General features: G+C 65.7%; 15 protein-coding genes and 8 tRNA genes. 18 read left to right on the top strand and 5 right to left on the bottom strand.

The window, feature by feature from the left end:
• Positions 1-58 precede the first annotated feature (58 nt).
• The 5 genes from HYQ63_RS44180 to HYQ63_RS00555 form a co-directional block, all read right to left on the bottom strand.
• Positions 59-3397, bottom strand: a complete 3339-nt coding sequence (locus HYQ63_RS44180; protein ID WP_257231500.1) for a pyridoxal-dependent decarboxylase — start codon at positions 3395-3397, stop codon at positions 59-61.
• A gap of 68 nt (positions 3398-3465) precedes the next feature.
• Positions 3466-4443: a VlmB-like protein gene (locus tag HYQ63_RS00570; RefSeq protein WP_179932002.1), complete on the bottom strand. Its 978-nt coding sequence runs from the start codon at positions 4441-4443 to the stop codon at positions 3466-3468.
• Positions 4444-4486: 43 nt separating this feature from the next.
• Positions 4487-5074: a flavin reductase family protein gene (locus HYQ63_RS00565; RefSeq protein ID WP_179932001.1), complete on the bottom strand. Its 588-nt coding sequence runs from the start codon at positions 5072-5074 to the stop codon at positions 4487-4489.
• Positions 5071-5562 (bottom strand): hypothetical protein, encoded by a 492-nt coding sequence (locus HYQ63_RS00560; RefSeq protein ID WP_179932000.1) that lies wholly within the window; start codon positions 5560-5562, stop codon positions 5071-5073. The genes HYQ63_RS00565 and HYQ63_RS00560 overlap by 4 nt, the downstream gene beginning before the upstream one ends.
• A gap of 23 nt (positions 5563-5585) precedes the next feature.
• The gene (locus HYQ63_RS00555; protein WP_179931999.1) at positions 5586-6722 is read right to left on the bottom strand and encodes an acyl-CoA dehydrogenase family protein; all 1137 of its coding nucleotides are present in this window, start codon (positions 6720-6722) and stop codon (positions 5586-5588) included.
• 355 nt (positions 6723-7077) lie between these two features.
• On the opposite strand from HYQ63_RS00555, the gene HYQ63_RS00550 reads away from it, so the two are divergent.
• From HYQ63_RS00550 to HYQ63_RS00465, 18 genes are all read left to right on the top strand, one after another.
• Positions 7078-8091, top strand: a complete 1014-nt coding sequence (locus HYQ63_RS00550) for a DUF2156 domain-containing protein (RefSeq protein ID WP_179931998.1) — start codon at positions 7078-7080, stop codon at positions 8089-8091.
• Between the two features lie 33 nt (positions 8092-8124).
• Complete coding sequence (locus tag HYQ63_RS00545; protein WP_179931997.1) at positions 8125-8289, top strand: hypothetical protein; 165 nt, start codon at positions 8125-8127, stop codon at positions 8287-8289.
• Positions 8290-8312: 23 nt separating this feature from the next.
• A complete protein-coding gene (locus HYQ63_RS00540; RefSeq protein WP_179931996.1) occupies positions 8313-10163 on the top strand; it encodes an acetolactate synthase large subunit in 1851 nt (616 codons plus the stop codon).
• Between the two features lie 35 nt (positions 10164-10198).
• On the top strand, positions 10199-10723 hold the full coding sequence (gene ilvN / locus HYQ63_RS00535) for an acetolactate synthase small subunit (RefSeq protein ID WP_179931995.1): 525 nt from the start codon (positions 10199-10201) through the stop codon (positions 10721-10723).
• Between the two features lie 31 nt (positions 10724-10754).
• Positions 10755-11771 carry a ketol-acid reductoisomerase gene (gene ilvC, locus HYQ63_RS00530; RefSeq protein WP_179931994.1) on the top strand — a complete coding sequence of 339 codons (1017 nt, stop codon included), beginning with the start codon at positions 10755-10757 and terminating at the stop codon, positions 11769-11771.
• A gap of 429 nt (positions 11772-12200) precedes the next feature.
• Positions 12201-12286: transfer RNA gene (locus tag HYQ63_RS00525), tRNA-Asp, on the top strand.
• A gap of 37 nt (positions 12287-12323) precedes the next feature.
• A tRNA-Asp gene (locus HYQ63_RS00520) sits at positions 12324-12409 on the top strand.
• Between the two features lie 37 nt (positions 12410-12446).
• Positions 12447-12531: transfer RNA gene (locus HYQ63_RS00515), tRNA-Asp, on the top strand.
• 37 nt (positions 12532-12568) lie between these two features.
• Positions 12569-12654: transfer RNA gene (locus HYQ63_RS00510), tRNA-Asp, on the top strand.
• Positions 12655-12691: 37 nt separating this feature from the next.
• A tRNA-Asp gene (locus HYQ63_RS00505) sits at positions 12692-12777 on the top strand.
• A 37-nt stretch (positions 12778-12814) separates the two neighbouring features.
• Positions 12815-12900, top strand: a tRNA-Asp gene (locus HYQ63_RS00500).
• A 37-nt stretch (positions 12901-12937) separates the two neighbouring features.
• Positions 12938-13023, top strand: a tRNA-Asp gene (locus HYQ63_RS00495).
• Positions 13024-13060: 37 nt separating this feature from the next.
• Positions 13061-13146, top strand: a tRNA-Asp gene (locus tag HYQ63_RS00490).
• A gap of 28 nt (positions 13147-13174) precedes the next feature.
• Entirely contained in the window at positions 13175-14152 is a 978-nt protein-coding gene (locus HYQ63_RS00485) for a diacylglycerol kinase family protein (RefSeq protein ID WP_179931993.1), read from the top strand.
• Between the two features lie 5 nt (positions 14153-14157).
• Positions 14158-15657, top strand: coding sequence for an MmgE/PrpD family protein (locus HYQ63_RS00480; protein WP_179931992.1), 1500 nt, complete (start codon positions 14158-14160; stop codon positions 15655-15657).
• A 30-nt stretch (positions 15658-15687) separates the two neighbouring features.
• Positions 15688-16971 carry a serine--tRNA ligase gene (gene serS / locus HYQ63_RS00475; RefSeq protein ID WP_179931991.1) on the top strand — a complete coding sequence of 428 codons (1284 nt, stop codon included), beginning with the start codon at positions 15688-15690 and terminating at the stop codon, positions 16969-16971.
• Between the two features lie 772 nt (positions 16972-17743).
• On the top strand, positions 17744-18586 hold the full coding sequence (locus tag HYQ63_RS00470) for a MerR family transcriptional regulator (protein ID WP_179931990.1): 843 nt from the start codon (positions 17744-17746) through the stop codon (positions 18584-18586).
• 409 nt (positions 18587-18995) lie between these two features.
• Positions 18996-19532 carry a histidine phosphatase family protein gene (locus tag HYQ63_RS00465; protein WP_179931989.1) on the top strand — a complete coding sequence of 179 codons (537 nt, stop codon included), beginning with the start codon at positions 18996-18998 and terminating at the stop codon, positions 19530-19532.
• Positions 19533-19821 lie beyond the last annotated feature (289 nt).

The raw sequence follows: 19821 nt of genomic DNA, 5'->3' as shown, positions 1-19821 counted from the left end.
CACGCGACAGGGCGAGGACATCTTGCCCTCGCCCCAACCGGTCACGGAACCACCCGTATCAGCGACTGCGGGTTCCCGTCACCGGAGCTCGCAGCAGTCCGGAGCGGCAGGCTGCGGTGTCCTCCTGCGCCAAGGCAGGGACGATCCCTGCCCACCGGCGCGCCCCGCAGCCCTCGGAGTCGGGGAAGGCGTCCGACTGGCGCATGTCCCGCACCAGTTCATCCACCAGCTCCCGCGTGAGGTGCTTCATCGCGTATAGGTGTACGTAGGCCCGGGCCTCCCCATCCACATGGATGGTTTCACAGGACAGCGAGTACTTGCGGACGATTGCATCACTGGGCCGGCGGAACCGGACCGTCAGGGCCTGCGGGCTACGCGCCACCCACAGGTCGATGCCCAGCTTTTCTTGGAGGGCCAGCAGCCGGTCGTGCGCGTAGCCCGCCAGTCCGTCGCACTCGGCGGCCAGCCGCACCTGGGCGTCGTACGAATGCCGGCACAGGTAGTCCCACAGGAGCAGGGCCGAGAAGCCGTTACGCGACCCAGCGAACGTGGTGTCGGCCGCCCCGATGTACTCCGACGACCTCGATGGGGTCATCTGCAGCCCTGTCCGGGTCATGTACACTCCACACGCCCACGGCGTGCCAATCCACTTGTGACCGCTCATGGTTAGCGAATGCACCTCGGGCAGCCGGAAGTCGAAAACCGGCGGCGCATCGTCGACCATCCCAGCGTCCCGGGCCATCTGCAGGTAGGGTGCGTAGCCCGCGCCGAGCGCGCCGTCGATGTGGATCCAGAACCCGCTGCGCATGTCGAAGTCGCTGTCCCGGTCACGGCCGTGGTATACCCGCCGCTCATCCAAGCCGTATTCCGTGCAGATCTCCCGGACGGTCCGGGCCACGGTGGGCACGTCATCGTAGGCCCCTTTGAACGTCGACCCGTAGTTGAGGCTGACCAAGATGGGATAGCCCTTGCTGGCGAAGAACCGCATCAGGACGGCGAGCTTGTCCACATCAATGGCGCCGGTGCCGTCGGCCCCCCCGACGGAGGGCACTTCGGTCGGCCAGGGGGTGCCCGGCCCCAGCGGGTTCTGGTCTGGGTACCGTGTGCTGCCGATGGCGTGGAAGGTGTCAATGCCCAGCACTCGCACGGCCTTGGTCAGCGAGTAGTGGGTGTCCTGTGAGAAGAACGCCACCGGCTCGTAGGCGTGCGGGCTCTGTCCCTTGCGCCGCAGCGCTTGCGTGTACACCACTGAGGGCGCCTCGCCAGCGCAATCCTGTCGCAACAGCAGCTTGCCTGACAGGTAATCACGCGCGTTCCACAACCCATATAGATTGCCCTCGCTGGACCCCATGGTCAGCACGTAGCCCCAGTACGACTCCGGGTCGTCCGCGTTGTGAGGCCACTTAGCGTTCCAGAGGGAAGCGAAGTAGTCGAGTACGGCCCGTTCCAAGGCCTTCGAGTTCAGCGTGTAGGAACTGGATTGATAGGGGTCGCCGACATTGTTGAGGTGGCGGTCGAGATAGTGGCTGAGGCGGTCTTGGTAGTCGAGGTCGCTGGTGACCTGGTATCCAGCGAAGTTGTGGGTCTGGCTGTCCACGTAGCGGCGGAAGAGGCCCTCGGCCTCCGCATACTGCCGTTCGTCCAGCCCGTTCGGCGGAATTTGAACCTTTGAGAAGGGAACTTCGGGTATCTCCATGTAGAGCTGGCGAGGGTCGCCGGACGGAGCGGTGACTTGGGGCACGCCATCCACCACTCGCAGACCGCTGAACGTCTTCTGCCACGGGGTGTCCGCGGGCCCGAAGGGCAGGTCCGGCCCGGAGGCGGAGCGGATCGTCACGGGGGAGGTCCTTTCGCTGCGGTAAGGGACGAGTGAGCCTGGGGCGCGGTTCATGTTGTGGGGGGCTTGAGCCCTCCCGCAGTGGTCCCGGCCTCCAGGGGTTGCACCGAAGTTCTCGCCCCTAGGACCGGCGGCGCAGCGGCGCCCCCGGCCGAGTCGGGCGTAACGCCCGGGGGAGAGGGAGCGCATGCGCCGGGCCCGGACCACACCGGCAACTCCAGCGCCCACTAGGACCCAGGGCAGGGAGGCGACCACAGGGTGGGACGTTCCTGTCAGCACCCCGAAGTTCCGCACGATTAGCACGGTCGCAACCAGCAACCCCAGGGCCCCCAGCGCCGGGGCCAGGGCAGTGTGCCACCAGTGCCGTGGACGGTGCCGGAAGTAACCCAGCACGGCGATCGACGCGAGGGCCTGGAGCACGATCACGCCGAGCGTACCTAGGCCGACCATGCTGGTCGACAAGTTCACGTACGGATCCAGGCCAGCGATGGTGTAGACGAAGACGACCGCCGAACTCACAGTGGTCTGAGCCAGGCTCGCCCGGTGCACGGAGGCGTGCTGTGAGTGGACGCGGTGCAGCCAGCCAGGCAGAACCCGATCACCGCTCAACACGTGCATGTACCGGTTCGCCGCGTTGTGGAGGGCCAGCCAACTGGCCAGCAGACTGGTGCACAGCAGCAGTTGCATGACGGTGGTCGCGACCGGCCCGAGGTAGGCGTCACTGAGACCGAAGAACAGGTCCCCCAAATGCCGGGACGCCTGCTCCCGCACCTGCGACGGGCCGACGGCACCGACCGCGATCCAGCTGGTGAAGGCGTAAAACGATGCGACCACCACAACGGCGACGACCGTCGCACGCGGCACGCTGCGGCCTGGGTCCTTCGCCTCCTCCCCATAGAGGCCTGCCGATTCGAAGCCGAGGAAGGCGGCGAACGCAAACACAACAGACACCCCCAAGCCGGGGGCGAGAGCGGAGTTCGGCGAGAACGACGTGCTGGGCAAGGCGGCGGCACCGTGGGCGACCAGGACGGACAGGTCCAAGGCTAAGAGGACGGCGATCTCGCACACCATGCACACCGCCAGCACCCGCGCGCTCAGCTCGGCTTCGCGGTAGCCCAGCACCCCGACGAATAACAGGCCGACTACAGCCCACACGGCCCAGTGCAGACGCAGCCCATGACTGGATGCCACGGATTGGGTGAAGTAGGCGAAGGCGCCGAGGACGCCGACCGTGACGGCGTTGTAGGAGACCACGGCGATCAGGCCGCCGCCCACAGCGGGCGGACGCCCCAGGCCGTGGGCGATCTGTCTGTAGAAGCCGCCGCCACTGACCTCGCGGCTGATCGCGGCGTAACCGGAGGTGAAGCACAGCAGCGTCAGCCCAGCGAAGGCGAACATCGCGGGCACGCCTGGCCCGGTGCCCAGGGCGAAGGCGAGCGGAACGGTGAAGACCATCGCGGCCAGCGGAGCGGCTGCTGCGATGACGATGAACACGATCTTGGAAGTGGTGAGGGTGCGCGGAAAACTCTCGCCCTGCCCACTTGGTTGCGTGCCGACCACAGAGTCTCCTGCGGGAAACGGGGAAGAGAGGAACGCGGCGGCGGAGGGGCCCGCCGCCGCAGGCCGGGTCAGGTCAGACGGAGGATCTCCACCGCCTCGTCCAGCCCCATATAGGCGAGCCGAGCGGCGGCCATCTTGTCTGTCCATGCCTCGGCGGTCGCGTACCGCTCTTCAGCCGTGGTTTCCAGCAGCCGTTGTCCGGGCCACACTTCGTAGTCGCCGATGACGTCGGCGTACTGGTGCATGCCCTCTTGAAACAGGTGCTCGCGCTCGAGGATGTACTTCTTGTCGGGGATCTCGTCCCACAGCGCGCGGCCGCGCTTGATGATGTCCATCAGCCGCGGCCGGTACTCAGGGTGCGCCAGCAGGTACTCGCGCACGATCGAACTGCCCACTGTCAGGTGTCGGATTTCGTCGATCGCTGCGCCGCGGGCGATGGCGCTGGCTGCGGGGTCGATCAGGCTCCACTTGCGCTCGCTCAGCTCGGCTGCGGGGGCCAGCACCCCCTCAATGATGATGGTGAATACCGCCACGCCGCCGATGAAGTCGCCCTCGTCACGCACCGCGCGCACGGCGAACCCGAGGATCGGGTCGAGCACTTCCCGCTTGTAGTCGGCCGATAGCGCGGCGATCGTGGAGTGCAACTCCCCGGCCGGGACGCCCATCTCGATGAGATGGTTGCGGAAGACCATCGAGTGCCGAGCCTCGTCCATCAGCTGGGTCGCGAAGAAGTCCATCTCTGCGATGCTGGTGGCGTTGGCCACGTAGTATGCAAGCACCCTGGTCCCCTGCTCCTCGGCCACTGACCGGCAGCCAAGCTCCAGTATCTGAGCGTCACGCAGCGGGCCGTCGGCGCACATGCGCTCTGGGGTGGTCTCCGCGATGGTGTGCCCGGTCTTGGCACGGTCGCGCAGCGTCCCCTGCGCGACACCGCTGAACCAGTACGGCAGGTCGCAGTGCTGGGCCGACAGGTCCAGGTTCATCGCCCCGTCGAGCAGCCCCGGTGCCTGATCCCAGTCCGTCTCGGGAGGGAGGGAAAGCGTCATGATGTCGTGATTTCCTTTCGCGTAAGTGCGTATGGGGCAGTTGCTACTCGAGTAGCGTGACGGCGCTGGCCTGCCTGCGACCGGGCCGGATAACGCTCCGGAATTCCACGTCATGGAGCTGGCCGTTGAAGTTGATCAGTGGACGGCCGTTCCGGCCGTGCCCTTCCAGGACCTCCGCGACGAGCAGGTCGTCACTGGTCCCCAGCGGGATCACGTTGGTCAGCCGACAGGTAATGTGGGCGAGGGTGCCATCGAGCACCGGAATGCCGGTCTGTTCGTGGGCTGTCCACGGCACATAATCGAACTGCCGTAGTCCCCGGGGGCGTTCTGGGTCGGCGAACCAGTCCGCCACGGCCGCTTGGCGGCACGACAGCACGTTCACGACGAATATGGCCCGTTGCTGCACCAATTTGGTCAGGTATGAGCCGTGGCGAAGACTGATACCTAGCCGCAACGGCTGCTGGGACAGCACGCTTGCGGTGCTGACGGTGGCCCCGTGCACGGCGTCGCCGTACGCGCCCGTGATGACGGCCACCCCGGTGGGCAGTTGGCGCGAGATGCCCCGTAGAGCCTGTAGACGCTGATCATGCTCGGTTGCGGTCGGGCGGGTCGCGGTCACCGGGGCGGTCACCGCCGGAAGTCCACGGCCTGCGGATCAGTCGGCACTGCGGGTGCCGGCCTGCCGAACAGCGCGTGTGACAGCCGAGCGAACTCCTCGTTGACGACCGGCTCGAAGGGGAGCGCGAATGGCTTGAGGAAGTTTCCGAACACCCCGCGGTCGGCGCACAGATGGATCGGGATGACGAGTAGCGCCCATTCCGGCCCGCTCACCCAGATCCACAGCCCCACCACTGCCCCCTGGGTTAGCAGGCTGTGCATGGTGTTGTACAAGACGTAATACGTCTTGTGGATGCGATGGTCGGCACTCCTGCGGTAGGCGATGGCTCCGGGTATGTATCCGATCAGGTCGATGTAGACGAACAGGAAGACCGCCGGGAACCAGCGGACCTCGCCTAAGTGCCAGACGAACAGCACCAGCGAGACCCCAAGCCCCACCAGGTACTCCGCACGATGCAGACGCGTCGTTGACGGTGACTCGAAAGAGTTGAGCTGATCCATGGGTGATCCGCCTCCCGCGCGGGTCAGATCTGCAGGGGGCCGCCGTTGAAGTACTCGACCAGGTGGGGCGAGGAGCTGGTGCGGCCCGGCGGGTGGAAGGCGAGCGGGTGCAGGGCCGACGATAGGTAGGCGATCTCAGGCGACTTGATGAACGCGATTCCGCCGAGCAGTTCGACGGCCTGGTCATTGATCGCGGAGAGGGCCTTCTGCACGGCGAACCGGGCTGTCAGGGCCGCCGCGACGGCCTCCTCGCCAGAAAGGCCGTCTCGTATGGCCCGGGCCACTCCCTCAGTCAGTCCAACGGCCGCCTCCAACTGAATACCGAGCGCGGCACGGTCAGTCACAGCGCCACGCTCGCGCTTTATGACCAGCTCCGTCAGGGTGCTCGCGGCCCCCACGTACGCCGAGGTGATCAGCAGCTCGAACCAGACGAAGGTCGCCTCTTGGAGGTCGTCTAGCCGACTGGGGTCGTCCGGGGTACCCCGAATGATCAGGTGCTCAGGCACGTGCACGTTTTTCAGACGCACCTCATGGCTCTGTGAGCCCGCTAGTACTGGGCTGTCCCAGAAGGTATGCACGGAGATCCCCGGGGAGTCAGCCATGATCAGCGGTACGGCAAGGGAGGACTGACCGTGCTCGTTGGGCAGCGTGACGCTCGCCGTCAGGATGCTCATCGAACGCGACAGGCTGCATGGCTTCTTCGAGCCGTTGAGCAAGAAGCCGTCATCGACCTGCGTAGCCGTCACCGACGGGTTGAGGATGTCCTGCTGGGTGCGGCCTTCGGCCCACCCGGAGGCCAGCAGCATCCCCTCCGGCGCCACGCGCGACAGCAACTCCTTCTGCTCCGCTGTCGGCGGCACCACCCGGTCGGCGAGTGCGAAAAGCATCGCTGCCGTGAAGTTGTGCATGGTCGCGGCCGCCGCGAGTGAGGGCGAGGAGGCTCCCAGTGCCCTGGTTACCCGAACCGCCTCGAGCGCGTCGGCACCGACTCCACCATACGCAGACGGCACCAGCAGTCCTGCACCGCCGTGCGTCCGGAAGATGTCCAGGACAGGGCTGTCAGCCGCCTCCCGGTCCAGCAGCGGCAGTTCCTCGAGCGCCTTGACCAACCCGGGGTGGTGGCGCTCGCAAACCTCGCGGGCAATATCGAGAGAACGCATGTGGGGTTAACCTCCGGAAACCCATCGGAGAGACGGATAGCTCCCGACGCAGAACAGCATTCAGAAGCCTGGAAGAACTATCCGGAAGCCGGCATGGGGTATCCGGCTTTACCGGAACAAGCATCGCACGCTCTGCTGACATCACCCTGACGTCATGGGTTCTCGCATGTCATGCGCTTTTAGCTGACAGGTAAGTGATAAGTGGCTGACAGGTCGCCAGATTTCACAGATATGGTATTGCTTGCATCGGGGCGATGGAGCACCATGTGCTCTGATGTGCGCCTCGGCCTAGAAAACGAAGCTAGGTCGAAGAGCGGGAAGCGCAAGAGAGATGACAAGGAAGGAGCCTCCTGGTATGGGCAGTCAAACCCTGGAGACGGACTCGCAGGCCTCTGCGGAATATGTGCTCAGTGCCATACAGGAACACAGTCAGGCGGAGAACCCCAGTTCCTTCCTCGCCGTCAACGAGGGGAACTCCTACTTCACGCTCCCGGGCCGCCCGGGCGTCATCGTGTACCGACCAGCGGGCGACTACCTGATCCAGTTCGCTGGCCCATTCGCCCCCGACGACTCCTACGTCGACCTCGTCTACGCCTTCGCCGAGTTCGCCCAGCAGCAAAACCGCAGGCACGCCGCAATCCAGTTGCAGAAACGGGACGCCGAGATTTACGCGCGCCACGGGTTCACGGTGAACCAGGTCGGCGCCTCCTACGCCGTGAACCTGAGCACCTTCACGCTGGCAGGATCGCGTTACATGCAGCTGCGTAACAAGATCTCACGGGCACTGCGCAGCGGCTTGACGATCACCGAGGCGGACTACGAACAGTGGCAGGACGGCGTCCGGAACATCGACACTCGGTGGCTGCCGCTCAAGGGGGAAGGGGCTCGCCCTCTCGAGTACCTCGTGGGCCAGACTGGCGGAAAGATGCAGAAGCACCGCCGACTGTTCATCGGGCACATCGACGGCGAAGCCATCGGCTATGTCCTGTATTCGCCGGTGTATGGCACCAACAAGGGCTGGATGCATGACCTGAGTCGTCGCCTCCCTGACAGTCCCGCAGGCGTCATGGAAGCAATCAACAAATCCGCCATCGACGTGTTTCGCGAAGAGGGAATCCCCTGGCTGCATTTCGGATTCACCCCGTTCACCAACCTCAGCGACGACCGCGAAGTACCCGGCCACAGCCAGGGATTCAAATGGCTCATGAACTACTTGTGGGAGAACCAGGTGGTATATCCCGCTACCTCACAGCTTGCCTACAAGCAGAAATGGAACCAAAGTCTCGTTCTCACCGAGTATGCGGCATTCCCGGGAAAAGCTAGCGCCGAGGGGTTCGTGAACATCTGGCGTGCCGCGAATGCCATGTGACGACACCGGACCCGTCCCAAGGAAGGCACGACCATGACGACACTGCAGAACCCCACCGAAGTCCTCGACGACGCCCAGCAGCGACTGGCCGCCTTCTTCGTCCAGCTGTGCGCAGACCCCGACGATAGTGCGGCCGCCCAGGGGGCAGACGAGGCGCTGCACCAACTGGACGCGCTGCTCGCGTCCGTCGACGAATGATCCGCACCGGCGTGAAAACACCGATGACCGAACAACCTGGAGCGTTCCACACGCCGCAGTCATTGCCCCGGACCGCCGAACGGTCGTCCGCTGTTGAGCACGTCACGGGTGCGCAGTCGCTCATCCGTTCGCTCGAGGAGGTGGGCGCCGACACCGTCTTCGGGATCCCCGGCGGTGCGATCCTCCCCGCGTACGACCCGATGATGGACTCCGCGAAGGTCAGGCACGTACTCGTCCGCCACGAGCAGGGTGCGGGCCACGCCGCCACCGGTTACGCCCAGGCCACCGGCAAGGTCGGCGTCTGCATGGCGACCTCGGGCCCCGGCGCCACCAACCTGGTCACCCCGATCGCCGACGCCCACATGGACTCGGTCCCGATCGTCGCGATCACCGGCCAGGTGGCCTCCAAGGCCATCGGTACGGACGCCTTCCAGGAGGCGGACATCTGTGGCATCACGATGCCGATCACCAAGCACAACTTCCTGGTCACCAAGGCCGAGGACATCCCGCGCACGATCGCCGAGGCGTTCCACATCGCCGCCACCGGCCGCCCGGGCCCGGTCCTGGTCGACATCGCCAAGGACGCGCTGCAGGCCAAGACCACCTTCTCCTGGCCGCCGCAGACCGATCTGCCCGGCTACCGCCCGGTGACCAAGCCGCACGCCAAGCAGATCCGCGAGGCCGCCCGGCTGATCGCCCAGGCCGAGCGCCCGGTGCTGTACGTGGGCGGCGGCGTCGTCAAGGCGCACGCCACCGCCGAGCTGAGGGTGCTGGCCGAGCTGACCGGGGCGCCGGTCACCACCACCCTGATGGGGCTCGGCGCGTTCCCTGACAGCCACGAACAGCACCTCGGCATGCCGGGCATGCACGGCACCGTCGCCGCCGTCACCAGCCTGCAGAAGGCGGACCTGATCGTGGCGCTCGGCACGCGCTTCGACGACCGGGTCACCGGCAAGCTCGACTCGTTCGCCCCGTACGCCAAGATCGTGCACGCGGACATCGACCCGGCGGAGATCGGCAAGAACCGCGCCGCCGACGTGCCGATCGTCGGTGACGCCCGCGAGGTCATCGCGGATCTGGTCGTCGCGGTCCAGGCCGAGCACGACGCGGGCCACACCGGCGACTACAGCGGCTGGTGGGAGGACCTGAACCGGTGGCGCGAGACCTATCCGCTCGGCTACGACCTGCCCGAGGACGGCAGCCTGTCGCCGCAGCAGGTCATCCAGCGGATCGGCGAGCTGGCCCCGGAGGACACGATCTTCGCCGCGGGCGTCGGCCAGCACCAGATGTGGGCCGCCCACTTCATCACCTACGACAAGCCCGCGACCTGGCTGAACTCGGGCGGCGCCGGGACCATGGGGTACGCGGTCCCGGCCGCCATGGGCGCCAAGGCCGGTGTGCCGGACCGTACGGTCTGGGCGATCGACGGTGACGGCTGCTTCCAGATGACCAACCAGGAGCTGGTCACCTGCGCGCTGAACAACATCCCGGTCAAGGTCGGGATCATCAACAACGGCGCGCTGGGCATGGTCCGCCAGTGGCAGACCCTGTTCTACAACCAGCGCTACTCCAACACCGTGCTGCACTCCGGCCCCGGTGCTGACGCCGGCCAGCCCAGTGCGGGCACCCGGGTCCCGGACTTCGTGAAGCTCGCCGAGGCCATGGGCTGCATCGGCATCCGCTGCGAGGACCCGGCCGACCTCGACGCCGTGATCGAGAAGGCCAACGCGATCAACGACCGCCCGGTGGTCGTGGACTTCATCGTCCACGAGGACGCCATGGTCTGGCCGATGGTCGCGGCCGGCACCTCCAACGACGAGATCCTGGCGGCGCGTGACACCCGCCCGGACTTCGGCGACAGCGAAGACGACTGAGCCGGGACCGAGAGAGAAGAAGAGAGACGCATCGCATGTCCAAGCACACGCTCTCCGTCCTGGTGGAGAACACCCCCGGCATCCTCGCCCGGATCGCCGCCCTGTTCTCCCGCCGCGGCTTCAACATCGACTCACTCGCCGAAGGTGTCACCGAGCACCCCGACATCTCCCGCATCACCATCGTGGTCAACGCCAAGGAACCCCTACTCGAGCAGGTCATCAAGCACATAACCAAGCTGGTCAACGTCCTGAAGATTGTCGAACTCGAGCCCGGTACCTCGATCCAGCGCCAGCTCGTGCTGGTGAAGGTTCGCGCGGACAACGAGACCCGCTCCCAGATCGTCGAGATCGTCCAGCTGTTCCGCGCCAAGACCGTGGATGTCTCTCTGGAGACCATCACGATCGAAGCCACTGGGACGAGTGACAAGCTCGAGGCGATGCTCAAGATGCTGGAACAGTTTGGCATCAAGGAGCTAGTCCAGTCCGGCACGATCGGGATCGGCCGCGGTTCGCATTCCCTCACAACCAGCGCGGTACACGGTCTCAAGCGCGTCGCTTGACCAGCCGCCCCACATCTTAGGAGACGTTCCAGTGGCCGAGCTGTTCTACGACGACGACGCCGACCTGTCCATCATCCAGGGTCGCAAGGTCGCGATCCTTGGGTACGGCAGCCAGGGCCACGCCCACGCGCTGTCGCTGCGCGACTCGGGCGTCGACGTCCGCGTCGGCCTGCACGAGGGCTCCAAGTCCAAGGCCAAGGCCGAGGAGCAGGGCCTGCGCGTGGTGAGCCCGGCGGAGGCGACCGCCGAGGCCGACGTGATCATGATCCTGGTCCCGGACCCGATCCAGGCCAAGGTCTACGAGGAGTCCGTGAAGGACAACCTGAAGGACGGCGACGCGCTGTTCTTCGGCCACGGCCTCAACATCCGGTACGACTTCATCAAGCCGTCGGCCAACGTCGACGTCTGCATGGTCGCCCCCAAGGGCCCGGGCCACCTGGTCCGCCGCCAGTACGAGGAAGGCCGCGGCGTGCCGTGCATCGCGGCCGTCGAGCAGGACGCCACGGGCAACGCCTTCCCGCTCGCCCTCTCGTACGCCAAGGGCATCGGCGGCACCCGCGCCGGTGTCATCAAGACCACCTTCACCGAGGAGACCGAGACCGACCTCTTCGGTGAGCAGGCGGTGCTGTGCGGTGGCACCGCGGCGCTGGTCAAGGCCGGGTTCGAGACCCTGACCGAGGCCGGTTACCAGCCGGAGATCGCGTACTTCGAGTGCCTCCACGAGCTGAAGCTGATCGTGGACCTCATGTACGAGGGCGGCCTGGAGAAGATGCGCTGGTCGATCTCCGAGACCGCCGAGTGGGGCGACTACGTCTCCGGCCCGCGGATCATCAACGACTCCACCAAGACCGAGATGAAGAAGATCCTCGGCGAGATCCAGGACGGCACCTTCGCCAAGAACTGGATGGCGGAGTACAACGCCGGTCTGCCGAAGTACAACGAGCTGAAGAAGGCGGACGAGGACCACCTCCTGGAGACCACCGGCAAGGAGCTGCGCAAGCTCATGAGCTGGGTAAGCGACACGGAAGGCACTCATACCCATAGATGAGAAGCCATGACACTGGCTCCTCATCCGCCCGGGCCGCCACTACGGGGCTACCGCGAGCGGCCTCCCCGCGGCGGGTGGCTTGCCATGTCACTGGTACGGCTCCCAGCTCCCTTCCAGTAGTAGCACTTCAACTGGGAGGGAGCTGTTTTGCGTTTCCCGAACAAGACGCCAGCAGCGGGTTCGCCGGGCCATGACTCTCCCTGCGGAACGCGCACAGCTCCTTCTGACGCATCGGCGAGCACAAAGCCTTTGAGTCGATGTGCTTCATCTGCGGCCGATGCAAGGAGAATTGGAATAGAGCGGGCTTCTCGCCAAGACAGGGAAGGTGCCTTCGTCTAAGCCGTCAGCGAGATATCAGGAAGTTGTCAGCACAGTGTGGCAGAGTGTTCACCAACGGGGCTCCATCGAAGGAAATCGGTGCAGCACCGGGGAGAGGTACCCGAAGTGGCCCAACGGGGTCCGGGTGTCGACTCGGACGGGTTTTACCCGCGCAGGTTCGAATCCTGCCCTCTCCGCGTAAGTCCCGTGCGTGTGGTTGGCGTGCGGTGTTTGGGAGAGGTACCCGAAGTGGCCCAACGGGGTCCGGGTGTCGACTCGGACGGGTTTTACCCGCGCAGGTTCGAATCCTGCCCTCTCCGCGTAAGTCCCGTGCGTGTGGTTGGCGTGCGGTGTTTGGGAGAGGTACCGAAGTGGCCCAACGGGGTCCGGGTGTCGACTCGGACGGGTTTTACCCGCGCAGGTTCGAATCCTGCCCTCTCCGCGTAAGTCCCGTGCGTGTGGTTGGCGTGCGGTGTTTGGGAGAGGTACCCGAAGTGGCCCAACGGGGTCCGGGTGTCGACTCGGACGGGTTTTACCCGCGCAGGTTCGAATCCTGCCCTCTCCGCGTAAGTCCCGTGCGTGTGGTTGGCGTGCGGTGTTTGGGAGAGGTACCCGAAGTGGCCCAACGGGGTCCGGGTGTCGACTCGGACGGGTTTTACCCGCGCAGGTTCGAATCCTGCCCTCTCCGCGTAAGTCCCGTGCGTGTGGTTGGCGTGCGGTGTTTGGGAGAGGTACCCGAAGTGGCCCAACGGGGTCCGGGTGTCGACTCGGACGGGTTTTACCCGCGCAGGTTCGAATCCTGCCCTCTCCGCGTAAGTCCCGTGCGTGTGGTTGGCGTGCGGTGTTTGGGAGAGGTACCCGAAGTGGCCCAACGGGGTCCGGGTGTCGACTCGGACGGGTTTTACCCGCGCAGGTTCGAATCCTGCCCTCTCCGCGTAAGTCCCGTGCGTGTGGTTGGCGTGCGGTGTTTGGGAGAGGTACCCGAAGTGGCCCAACGGGGTCCGGGTGTCGACTCGGACGGGTCTTGCCCGCGCAGGTACGAATCCTGCCCTCTCTGCTCAAAAGTAACTTCCTTCGTTCTCCTCATGGATCGCGGGGACCTCTTGAACAAGAACGGCTCGCTACCCCTGAGAAACCGTCATGTAACCATCGTTGCCAACCCGGCCGCAGGATCCACAACTCGCGATCGGGTTGCAGAGATGAAATCATTGTGCAGGATATTCTCTGATTCCGTAGATGTCTGGTGGACCGAATGCCAGGGACACGCCACCGCCATTGTCGCCCAGCTCGTCGACGGCGAGTCGCACGCAGGGCCCCCCGACATGATTGTCTCCGTGGGGGGTGACGGAACTCTTCGCGAGGTCGTCGAGGGAATGGCCCGAAGCGCCTGCAGGATTCCTCTGGTCGTCATGCCGGGCGGCACTGGGAACTCGAACTACCGGTCCTTGTGGGACGACGTCCCGTGGGGGACGGCTCTGGAGTCGGCGCTGACCCTGCGTGGTGCCGAGCTGAGATATCTCGATCTCGCCAGGGTCGATGGTCTTGACAGGATAGTTGTGCTCGGTGTGAGTACGGGCCTCTTCGCTGAGGCCACCGCAGAGTCCCGCTCCGTGTTGGTTGGGGGCCGTGACAAGTATCAGCAAGCGATATCCCGGGTGTTGAACACCTTCGAACCGTATATGGGGCGCGTCGTGGTGGATGGGAGGGTCGTCCACTCCGGCCTCACGACGCTCGTGAACGTGGGCGGTGGGCGGCACCGCGCGGGCGTTTACAACATCCTGCCCAGGTCCGTACGAGACGATGGGCTCCTGGATGTCTGCGTGCTCGATGCCGCCGTACCACCCCTGACTATGCTCGATCTGACGCGATCGGGGGACCATCTGGGACGGGAGGGTGTTACTTACGCGCGTGGTCGTCGGGTGACGCTCGAACGGACCGACGGGCTGCCGCTACGCTTCGAGAGCGACGGTGAGGCACTCGAGAGTGATCTATCTTCGATCACTGTTGAGGTTCTCCTTGGCGGGTTCCCCGCCTTCACCCATCACCTCAGGCCGGGTGGGTGACTGCAATGACCGCCCACCCCGGTACCGCCGAGGTGCGACACACACAACTGTCCGCACTTGCTGATTGGGCGAGTTCCCTGGAACTCGACGACGTCCCTGAGCGGGTACGCGCGTTCGCAGCCAGCCACGTTCTGTCTCAGTTGGCGGCGATCCGCACTGGCCTCGGACAGGAGGACGGCAGGAGGCTCGTTCTGGCCCTCGGCGAACCGTTACAGCAAGACGTCGCGCAATCGGCCCGCGTCCTATCCGGGGCCGGAGCGTGGCTGAACCTGGACGACACTGCGTACGCTGGCCATCTGGGGCCATCCACAGTGGGTGTCTCGCTCGCTTACGTGTACCACCTCGGCTTGGCGGGGGCCGACCTGCTGCGCGCGGTCATTCTCGCGGACGAATGCGCGGCCCGAATCACGGCGGCAGCCACTCTCGGACCGTTCCGCGGCCAGACGGCGTTGCACACGCACGTGGTGGGGGCGGTGGCCGCCCGGCTCGCTTGTCAGCGGGCCACCGCGGCAGAGTGGGCCCAAGCGCTGGCTCTGGCGCTGAGCGCGCCGCCGTGGACCTTGATGCGCGGTTTCCTCACGAGTGACGCACGCCTGCTGCATGTGCCGGTTGGCGTACGCATGGGACTCGACGCCTGTGACGCGGCGCTGGGTGGGCTACGCGGAGCCGAAGACCTCCTGGAGCATGCCGATGGCTTCCTTGCCCAATTCGCCGAAGTGCCCTTGCCAGAGACCGTGACACTAGGACTGGGCAAGCGATGGCACACCGAGACGCTGTCGTTCAAACTGCACCCTGGGGGGCCGGGGATCGACGCGGCCATCGACTGTGCCGCAGACCTGCATGGCCGTATGGGGCAGTGGAGGGTGGATGATGTCTCGGAGGTCGTTGTCGAGTGCTCCATGTACACCCTGTGGGCGGCACGGAAGGCGGAACCTTACCTCAACGGGGCGAACACCCCTGTGGGCGCTTTAGTTCTGACGACCCCATACCCCTTGGCGACCGCGTTACTGAAGGGCGCGCTCTCGATCGAGGATTTCTCCCACCCTGCGGTCGACGGCGCGGACCGGTGGGCCTTGGCCGCTAAGGTGCGGCTCGTCCACGACCCAGAGATGACTCGCACGCTGATGCTCGGGGATGCGCCCTTCGGCGAGGCCCTGCGCCAGGCTGGCGCACTCTCCACTGCGTGGCTACACAGCTTTGGCGGTCCTGAACTGGCTGACCTCGTGGGCCCCCTCGACGGACCGTTGGACCACTTCGAGGACACGGCGAAGCCGACTCCCGCGCGGGTGACCGCACGGATGATCGATGGGCGCTCGTACACATGCCAGTACTCAGTTCCGCGGGGCGCCATTGGGCCCGACCTGCGGGCCCGACACCAAGAACTCGTCGCCGAGAAGTTCCGCGGTGTCGGCGGTCCGGACACGGTCATTACGGCTTGGCCGCAACTGGCCGAAGCCGATCCGGCGCGACTGGCCGGACTGATCGAAGAAGCTCTTGCCGAGTAGCGGGGGCCAAACGGACCTGAGGAGGGTACAGTGCACGATCTACAGGATCTTGTGAGGCCCGACGCTTCGGTGGAATGGCGGCTGAGGCGTCGCCACCATTACCTCGACCTCGAAGCCCTGAGAAAACTAACCAAGCAGCGGGCCGAAGCGATCTCCCGTCGTGATTCCCTGCGTGCGGCGCTCAACAAGGTATCCCGCACGATGGCCGAGCGGCCTGACGCCAGGACACCGGAGGATATGGCTGCCGCCAAGGGCCTGAAGGAGAGCATCCGGGAGGCCGAGGTGAGCCAGCGCGCTGCGGAAGCGCAGTTGGACGCCGCACTACTGGCCATTCCCAACGTCCCGTCGGATGAGGCGCCGGACGGAGGGCCGGAGGACCCGCCAGTCGAAGTCCAGTCCTGGGGCCGGGCGCCCGCCTTCCACTTCGAACCGCGCGATCACGTAGAGCTGGCGTCCTCGGCAGGCATCCTCGATCTCCAGCGCGCGAGCAAGCTGTCCGGCGCCCGATTCGCGGTGTTCCGCGGCGCCGGAGCGGCGCTGGAGCGGGCCCTGGTCTCCTTCTTTCTCGACCTACACACCAAGGAACATCACTACAGCGAACACAGCGTCCCTTACCTGGTGAACCCACAGTCGATGACAGGAACGGGCCAACTGCCCAAATTCACCGAGGACTTGTTCGCCACACAGGTGGCGGGCCGCTCCCTGTACCTCATCCCGACAGCAGAGGTACCGCTCGTCAACCTCTACGCGAGGGAGATGATTGACGCAGATGCATTGCCTCTAGGCCTCACCGCGCACACCGCCTGCTTCCGAGCCGAGGCCGGATCATACGGTCGTGACACCAGGGGAGTCATCAGGCTCCACCAATTCTCGAAGGTGGAACTCGTGCGGTTTTGCCTACGAAGCGAGGCCACGGCCCAACTCGAGCTCCTGCTTTCCCATGCCGAGGAGTGCCTCCAACGGCTCGATTTGCACTACCGGGTGGTCGACCTGAGGGCGGCCGACCTCGGTTTCTCGGCCAGGAGGACCTACGACCTTGAGGTGTGGCTACCAAGCCAGAACTGCTACCGGGAAGTCTCGTCGGTCTCGGACTGCGGCGACTTCCAGGCACGTCGGGCCGGCATCCGCGTGCGTCGCGGCAAGACTAAGGAGTACGTCGCCACGCTGAACGGGTCCGGCCTGCCAATCGGGAGGACCATCGTCGCGATTCTGGAACAGAACCAGCGCCAGGATGGATCGGTCGAGGTCCCCGCAGCACTCGTGCGCTACACCGGCTTCCGCCTGATCAAGCCGGACGGAACGACCGAGGGGTGAACCGTCGGCAGCCCCGGGCCGCCCGGAGTCGAGGGCGACGCGAGCCGTCCGGGAGGCATTCGGCTACCTCGCCCCCACTGGTCCTACATCATCAGCCGCCTTAACCCCACGTCCTGCGCTTGGTCGTGGTTCACCACCCGCATCCGTATCGCCAGCCGCCCCGTCCTCATGGCCGTTTGCCCACGCCAGTACGACCCCGAGCTCCTCCACTGCGTCCTCGGCTGCCCCATCAAAAAGCCGCCGCGCTCATGGGGCAAGTGCCTCAGCAGCGCACGGTACATGACCAGCGGATACCAGGAGGCACGTGCAAAGACGATCCGGTGCTCGCCGCTTCAGCCACCGCAGCAAGGTGCTGATTCGTCTTCTGCGCTTGGCGACTGTTCCTTACATCGATTCAGAAGCCCGGAGGGACCTTGCGACCGGAGAGGGCGTGTGGTGCAGGAGGCAAGTTCTCGTAAGTACGCCGGTGCTAATGGCTGAGGCTGGATGGCTTCAGTCGTATGCCGTGGGATCGGTCCACCAAAGGCCCTCCTCAACAGGGTCGTATCCGTAGAGATGATGGGGCTCCTTGAAAATCCCCAACCCCTGCTCGGGGTGCCATCAGACCTGCTCGACGGATCTCCCCACCCATTCCGGGCCTGTCCTGGTACGGGACACCCATAGCGAGGGACCGCCCGATAGTCCGTCAGGATCTGGGTGGTGTGTAGTTGCATATGCCGTAGCGGCATGTGGTGTCGTCGAGGGCACCACAGCACGAAAGGCCCTGTCTGCGATGTACCCCTCCGTCACGCCTCCCCGCGAGGTCAAGATCGGTGATGCCGCCGCCTTCGCCGGGACCACCCCGCGCGCCATTCGCCACTACCACCAGATCGGTCTGCTGCCGGAGCCCGAGCGAGGCGGAGACGGACGCCGCCGCTACGGCTACGACGACATGATCCGCCTGCTGTGGATCCGCAAGATGTCCGAGGCCGGCATCAGCCTGGACGACATGCGGGCCGCCTTCGACGAAGCCCGGGACATGGAGGACGTCCTGGGCCGGCTGGAGGAGACCCTGGCCGCCCAGGAGGCCGCCATCAAACGTCAGCGCGCGGCAGTCCAGCGCCTGCGGGTCGTGGGCAGCCCACTGGGCTTGCTCTCCCCATTGGTCACGGACCGGCTCAGCCACCTGCCTTCTGGCGCACTGCGCCCCTCCGACCTGGACGCCCTGCTGGTCACGGAACGGATCTTCGGGCCGCTGGGAGCCGCAATTCAGGCCAGCGTGTTCATCACCCTGGCCACCCACCCCGACCTACGGGCCGAGGCAGACCGCCTCGACGCGGCCGACGCCGCCCTCGATGACACCGTCGACCCCCACGACCCGCAGGTCGAGGAACTCGCCGCGCAGCACTGCGCCCACCACAAGGCCCTGCTCCAGGCCATTGAAGCGGCCGGACTGGACGCGGCCGAGGAGAAGCTCTTCGAGATCGACGACGCCGAGGCAAGCGGCGAGGAGGACGCCCAGATGAGCGCCTTCGAAGCGGTCACCAAGATGCCCTACGGCTTCTCCGCGGCCCGGACGCGGTGCATGGAACTCACGGCACAGCTCCTTGACGGGGACCTCTCCGCAGGCAGCTGATCGCTGGTGTGGCCGCGCGTGAGGATCCCGGATTGGCCACCGACACGAAGCCAGTGTCTCGACGTCTCGACACGTCCCGCACACTCCACGAGCGGGAGACCCAAGCCGACGACCCGGGCCACGCTCCTTTGAAACTCCCCACTTCGTTGAACACCAGAGCGAGTGATGCGAGGAGCATCCCTGGCCGTTTTCAAGAATCCCCATCAGTCAGTGCTGCTCTTCCCGTCATTTCGTTGTGTCCCTGAAGCATCTGAGGATGATGACGAGCAAGAGCGCGAGTGCACCTGACGGTTTCGGCGGTGAAGCCGGGGAGCCCCGGGACTGAGCGCCGGTTGCCCTGTCGGTTGAGGGTTGTCCGCTCTGGGAGAAGCAGGGCAGGGGGCTCGGGATATGGCGTTAGCGTGGCGGCATGTCGTTGGAAATCGTTTTCGAGACGCACTCATGGAGCCAGGACAACGACCGAGGGATCGCCACTGGGTGGTTGCCTGGACGGCTTTCCGAACGGGGTAGGGGCTTGGCCGTGGAGCTGGGTGAGCGGCGGCGGAAGGATGGCATCAGCGCCGTGTTCACCTCGGATCTGGCTCGTGCGGTCGAGACTGCGTCTCTGGCGTTCGCGGGCTCTGACATTCCGGTGCTGCACGATTGGCGGCTGCGGGAATGCGACTACGGTGACGGGAACGGCATGCCCGCCGCTGAGTTGCATCGCAGCCGAGCCCAGCGCATCGACCAGCCCTATCCGGGTGGTGAGAGCTGGCGGCAGGCGGTGGACCGCGTGGGCCGCTTCCTGGCGGATCTGCCCTTGCGCTGGTCGGACACCCGGATCCTGGTCATCGGACACGTCGCCACTCGGTGGGCATTCGACCACTTTATTGACGGCAAGCCGCTGGAAGAACTGGTGGAGGCCGATTTCGGCTGGCGCGAGGGGTGGGAGTACCGGCTTGCCTGACCATCGGTAGACAACCCGCGCGGAGCCCGCCGACCGTCGGGTCGGCGGGCTCCGCGCGGGTTGGTCAAAGTCACTTGGTGTTGTTGAGCTGGTGAGCGATGTCGTGCCTGTTGACGTCGATGGGCGTCATGGGGTGCGTCGCAGCTGGATGATGTCTGGGCCGTGGGAGCGCATGGTCGGCCTGGCGGCTTCTGGGGTGGCCAGCAGGGCGACGATGGTGACTGGCTGCTGGCAGTGCGGGCAGTTGCGGGTCGCGGTCGGCTCCAACGGGTCCCGCTCTGGTGTGACG

It is taken from the genome of Streptomyces sp. Rer75 (genome assembly GCF_013414305.1).
In the GTDB taxonomy this organism is placed as follows: Bacteria; Actinomycetota; Actinomycetes; order Streptomycetales; family Streptomycetaceae; genus Streptomyces; species Streptomyces himastatinicus.
Note: the sequence above shows the minus strand (reverse complement) of the source record. Positions and strands in the feature narration are given on the sequence as shown.

Coding starts and splice junctions, on each gene's coding strand:
- HYQ63_RS00570 (WP_179932002.1), bottom strand. CDS start 4,443: ATGACGCTTTCCCTCCCTCCCGAGACGGACTGGGATCAGGCACCGGGG.
- HYQ63_RS00560 (WP_179932000.1), bottom strand. CDS start 5,562: ATGGATCAGCTCAACTCTTTCGAGTCACCGTCAACGACGCGTCTGCAT.
- HYQ63_RS00555 (WP_179931999.1), bottom strand. CDS start 6,722: ATGCGTTCTCTCGATATTGCCCGCGAGGTTTGCGAGCGCCACCACCCC.
- HYQ63_RS00550 (WP_179931998.1), top strand. CDS start 7,078: ATGGGCAGTCAAACCCTGGAGACGGACTCGCAGGCCTCTGCGGAATAT.
- HYQ63_RS00545 (WP_179931997.1), top strand. CDS start 8,125: ATGACGACACTGCAGAACCCCACCGAAGTCCTCGACGACGCCCAGCAG.
- HYQ63_RS00540 (WP_179931996.1), top strand. CDS start 8,313: ATGACCGAACAACCTGGAGCGTTCCACACGCCGCAGTCATTGCCCCGG.
- ilvN (WP_179931995.1), top strand. CDS start 10,199: ATGTCCAAGCACACGCTCTCCGTCCTGGTGGAGAACACCCCCGGCATC.
- HYQ63_RS00485 (WP_179931993.1), top strand. CDS start 13,175: ATGGATCGCGGGGACCTCTTGAACAAGAACGGCTCGCTACCCCTGAGA.
- HYQ63_RS00480 (WP_179931992.1), top strand. CDS start 14,158: ATGACCGCCCACCCCGGTACCGCCGAGGTGCGACACACACAACTGTCC.
- HYQ63_RS00470 (WP_179931990.1), top strand. CDS start 17,744: ATGTACCCCTCCGTCACGCCTCCCCGCGAGGTCAAGATCGGTGATGCC.
- HYQ63_RS00465 (WP_179931989.1), top strand. CDS start 18,996: ATGTCGTTGGAAATCGTTTTCGAGACGCACTCATGGAGCCAGGACAAC.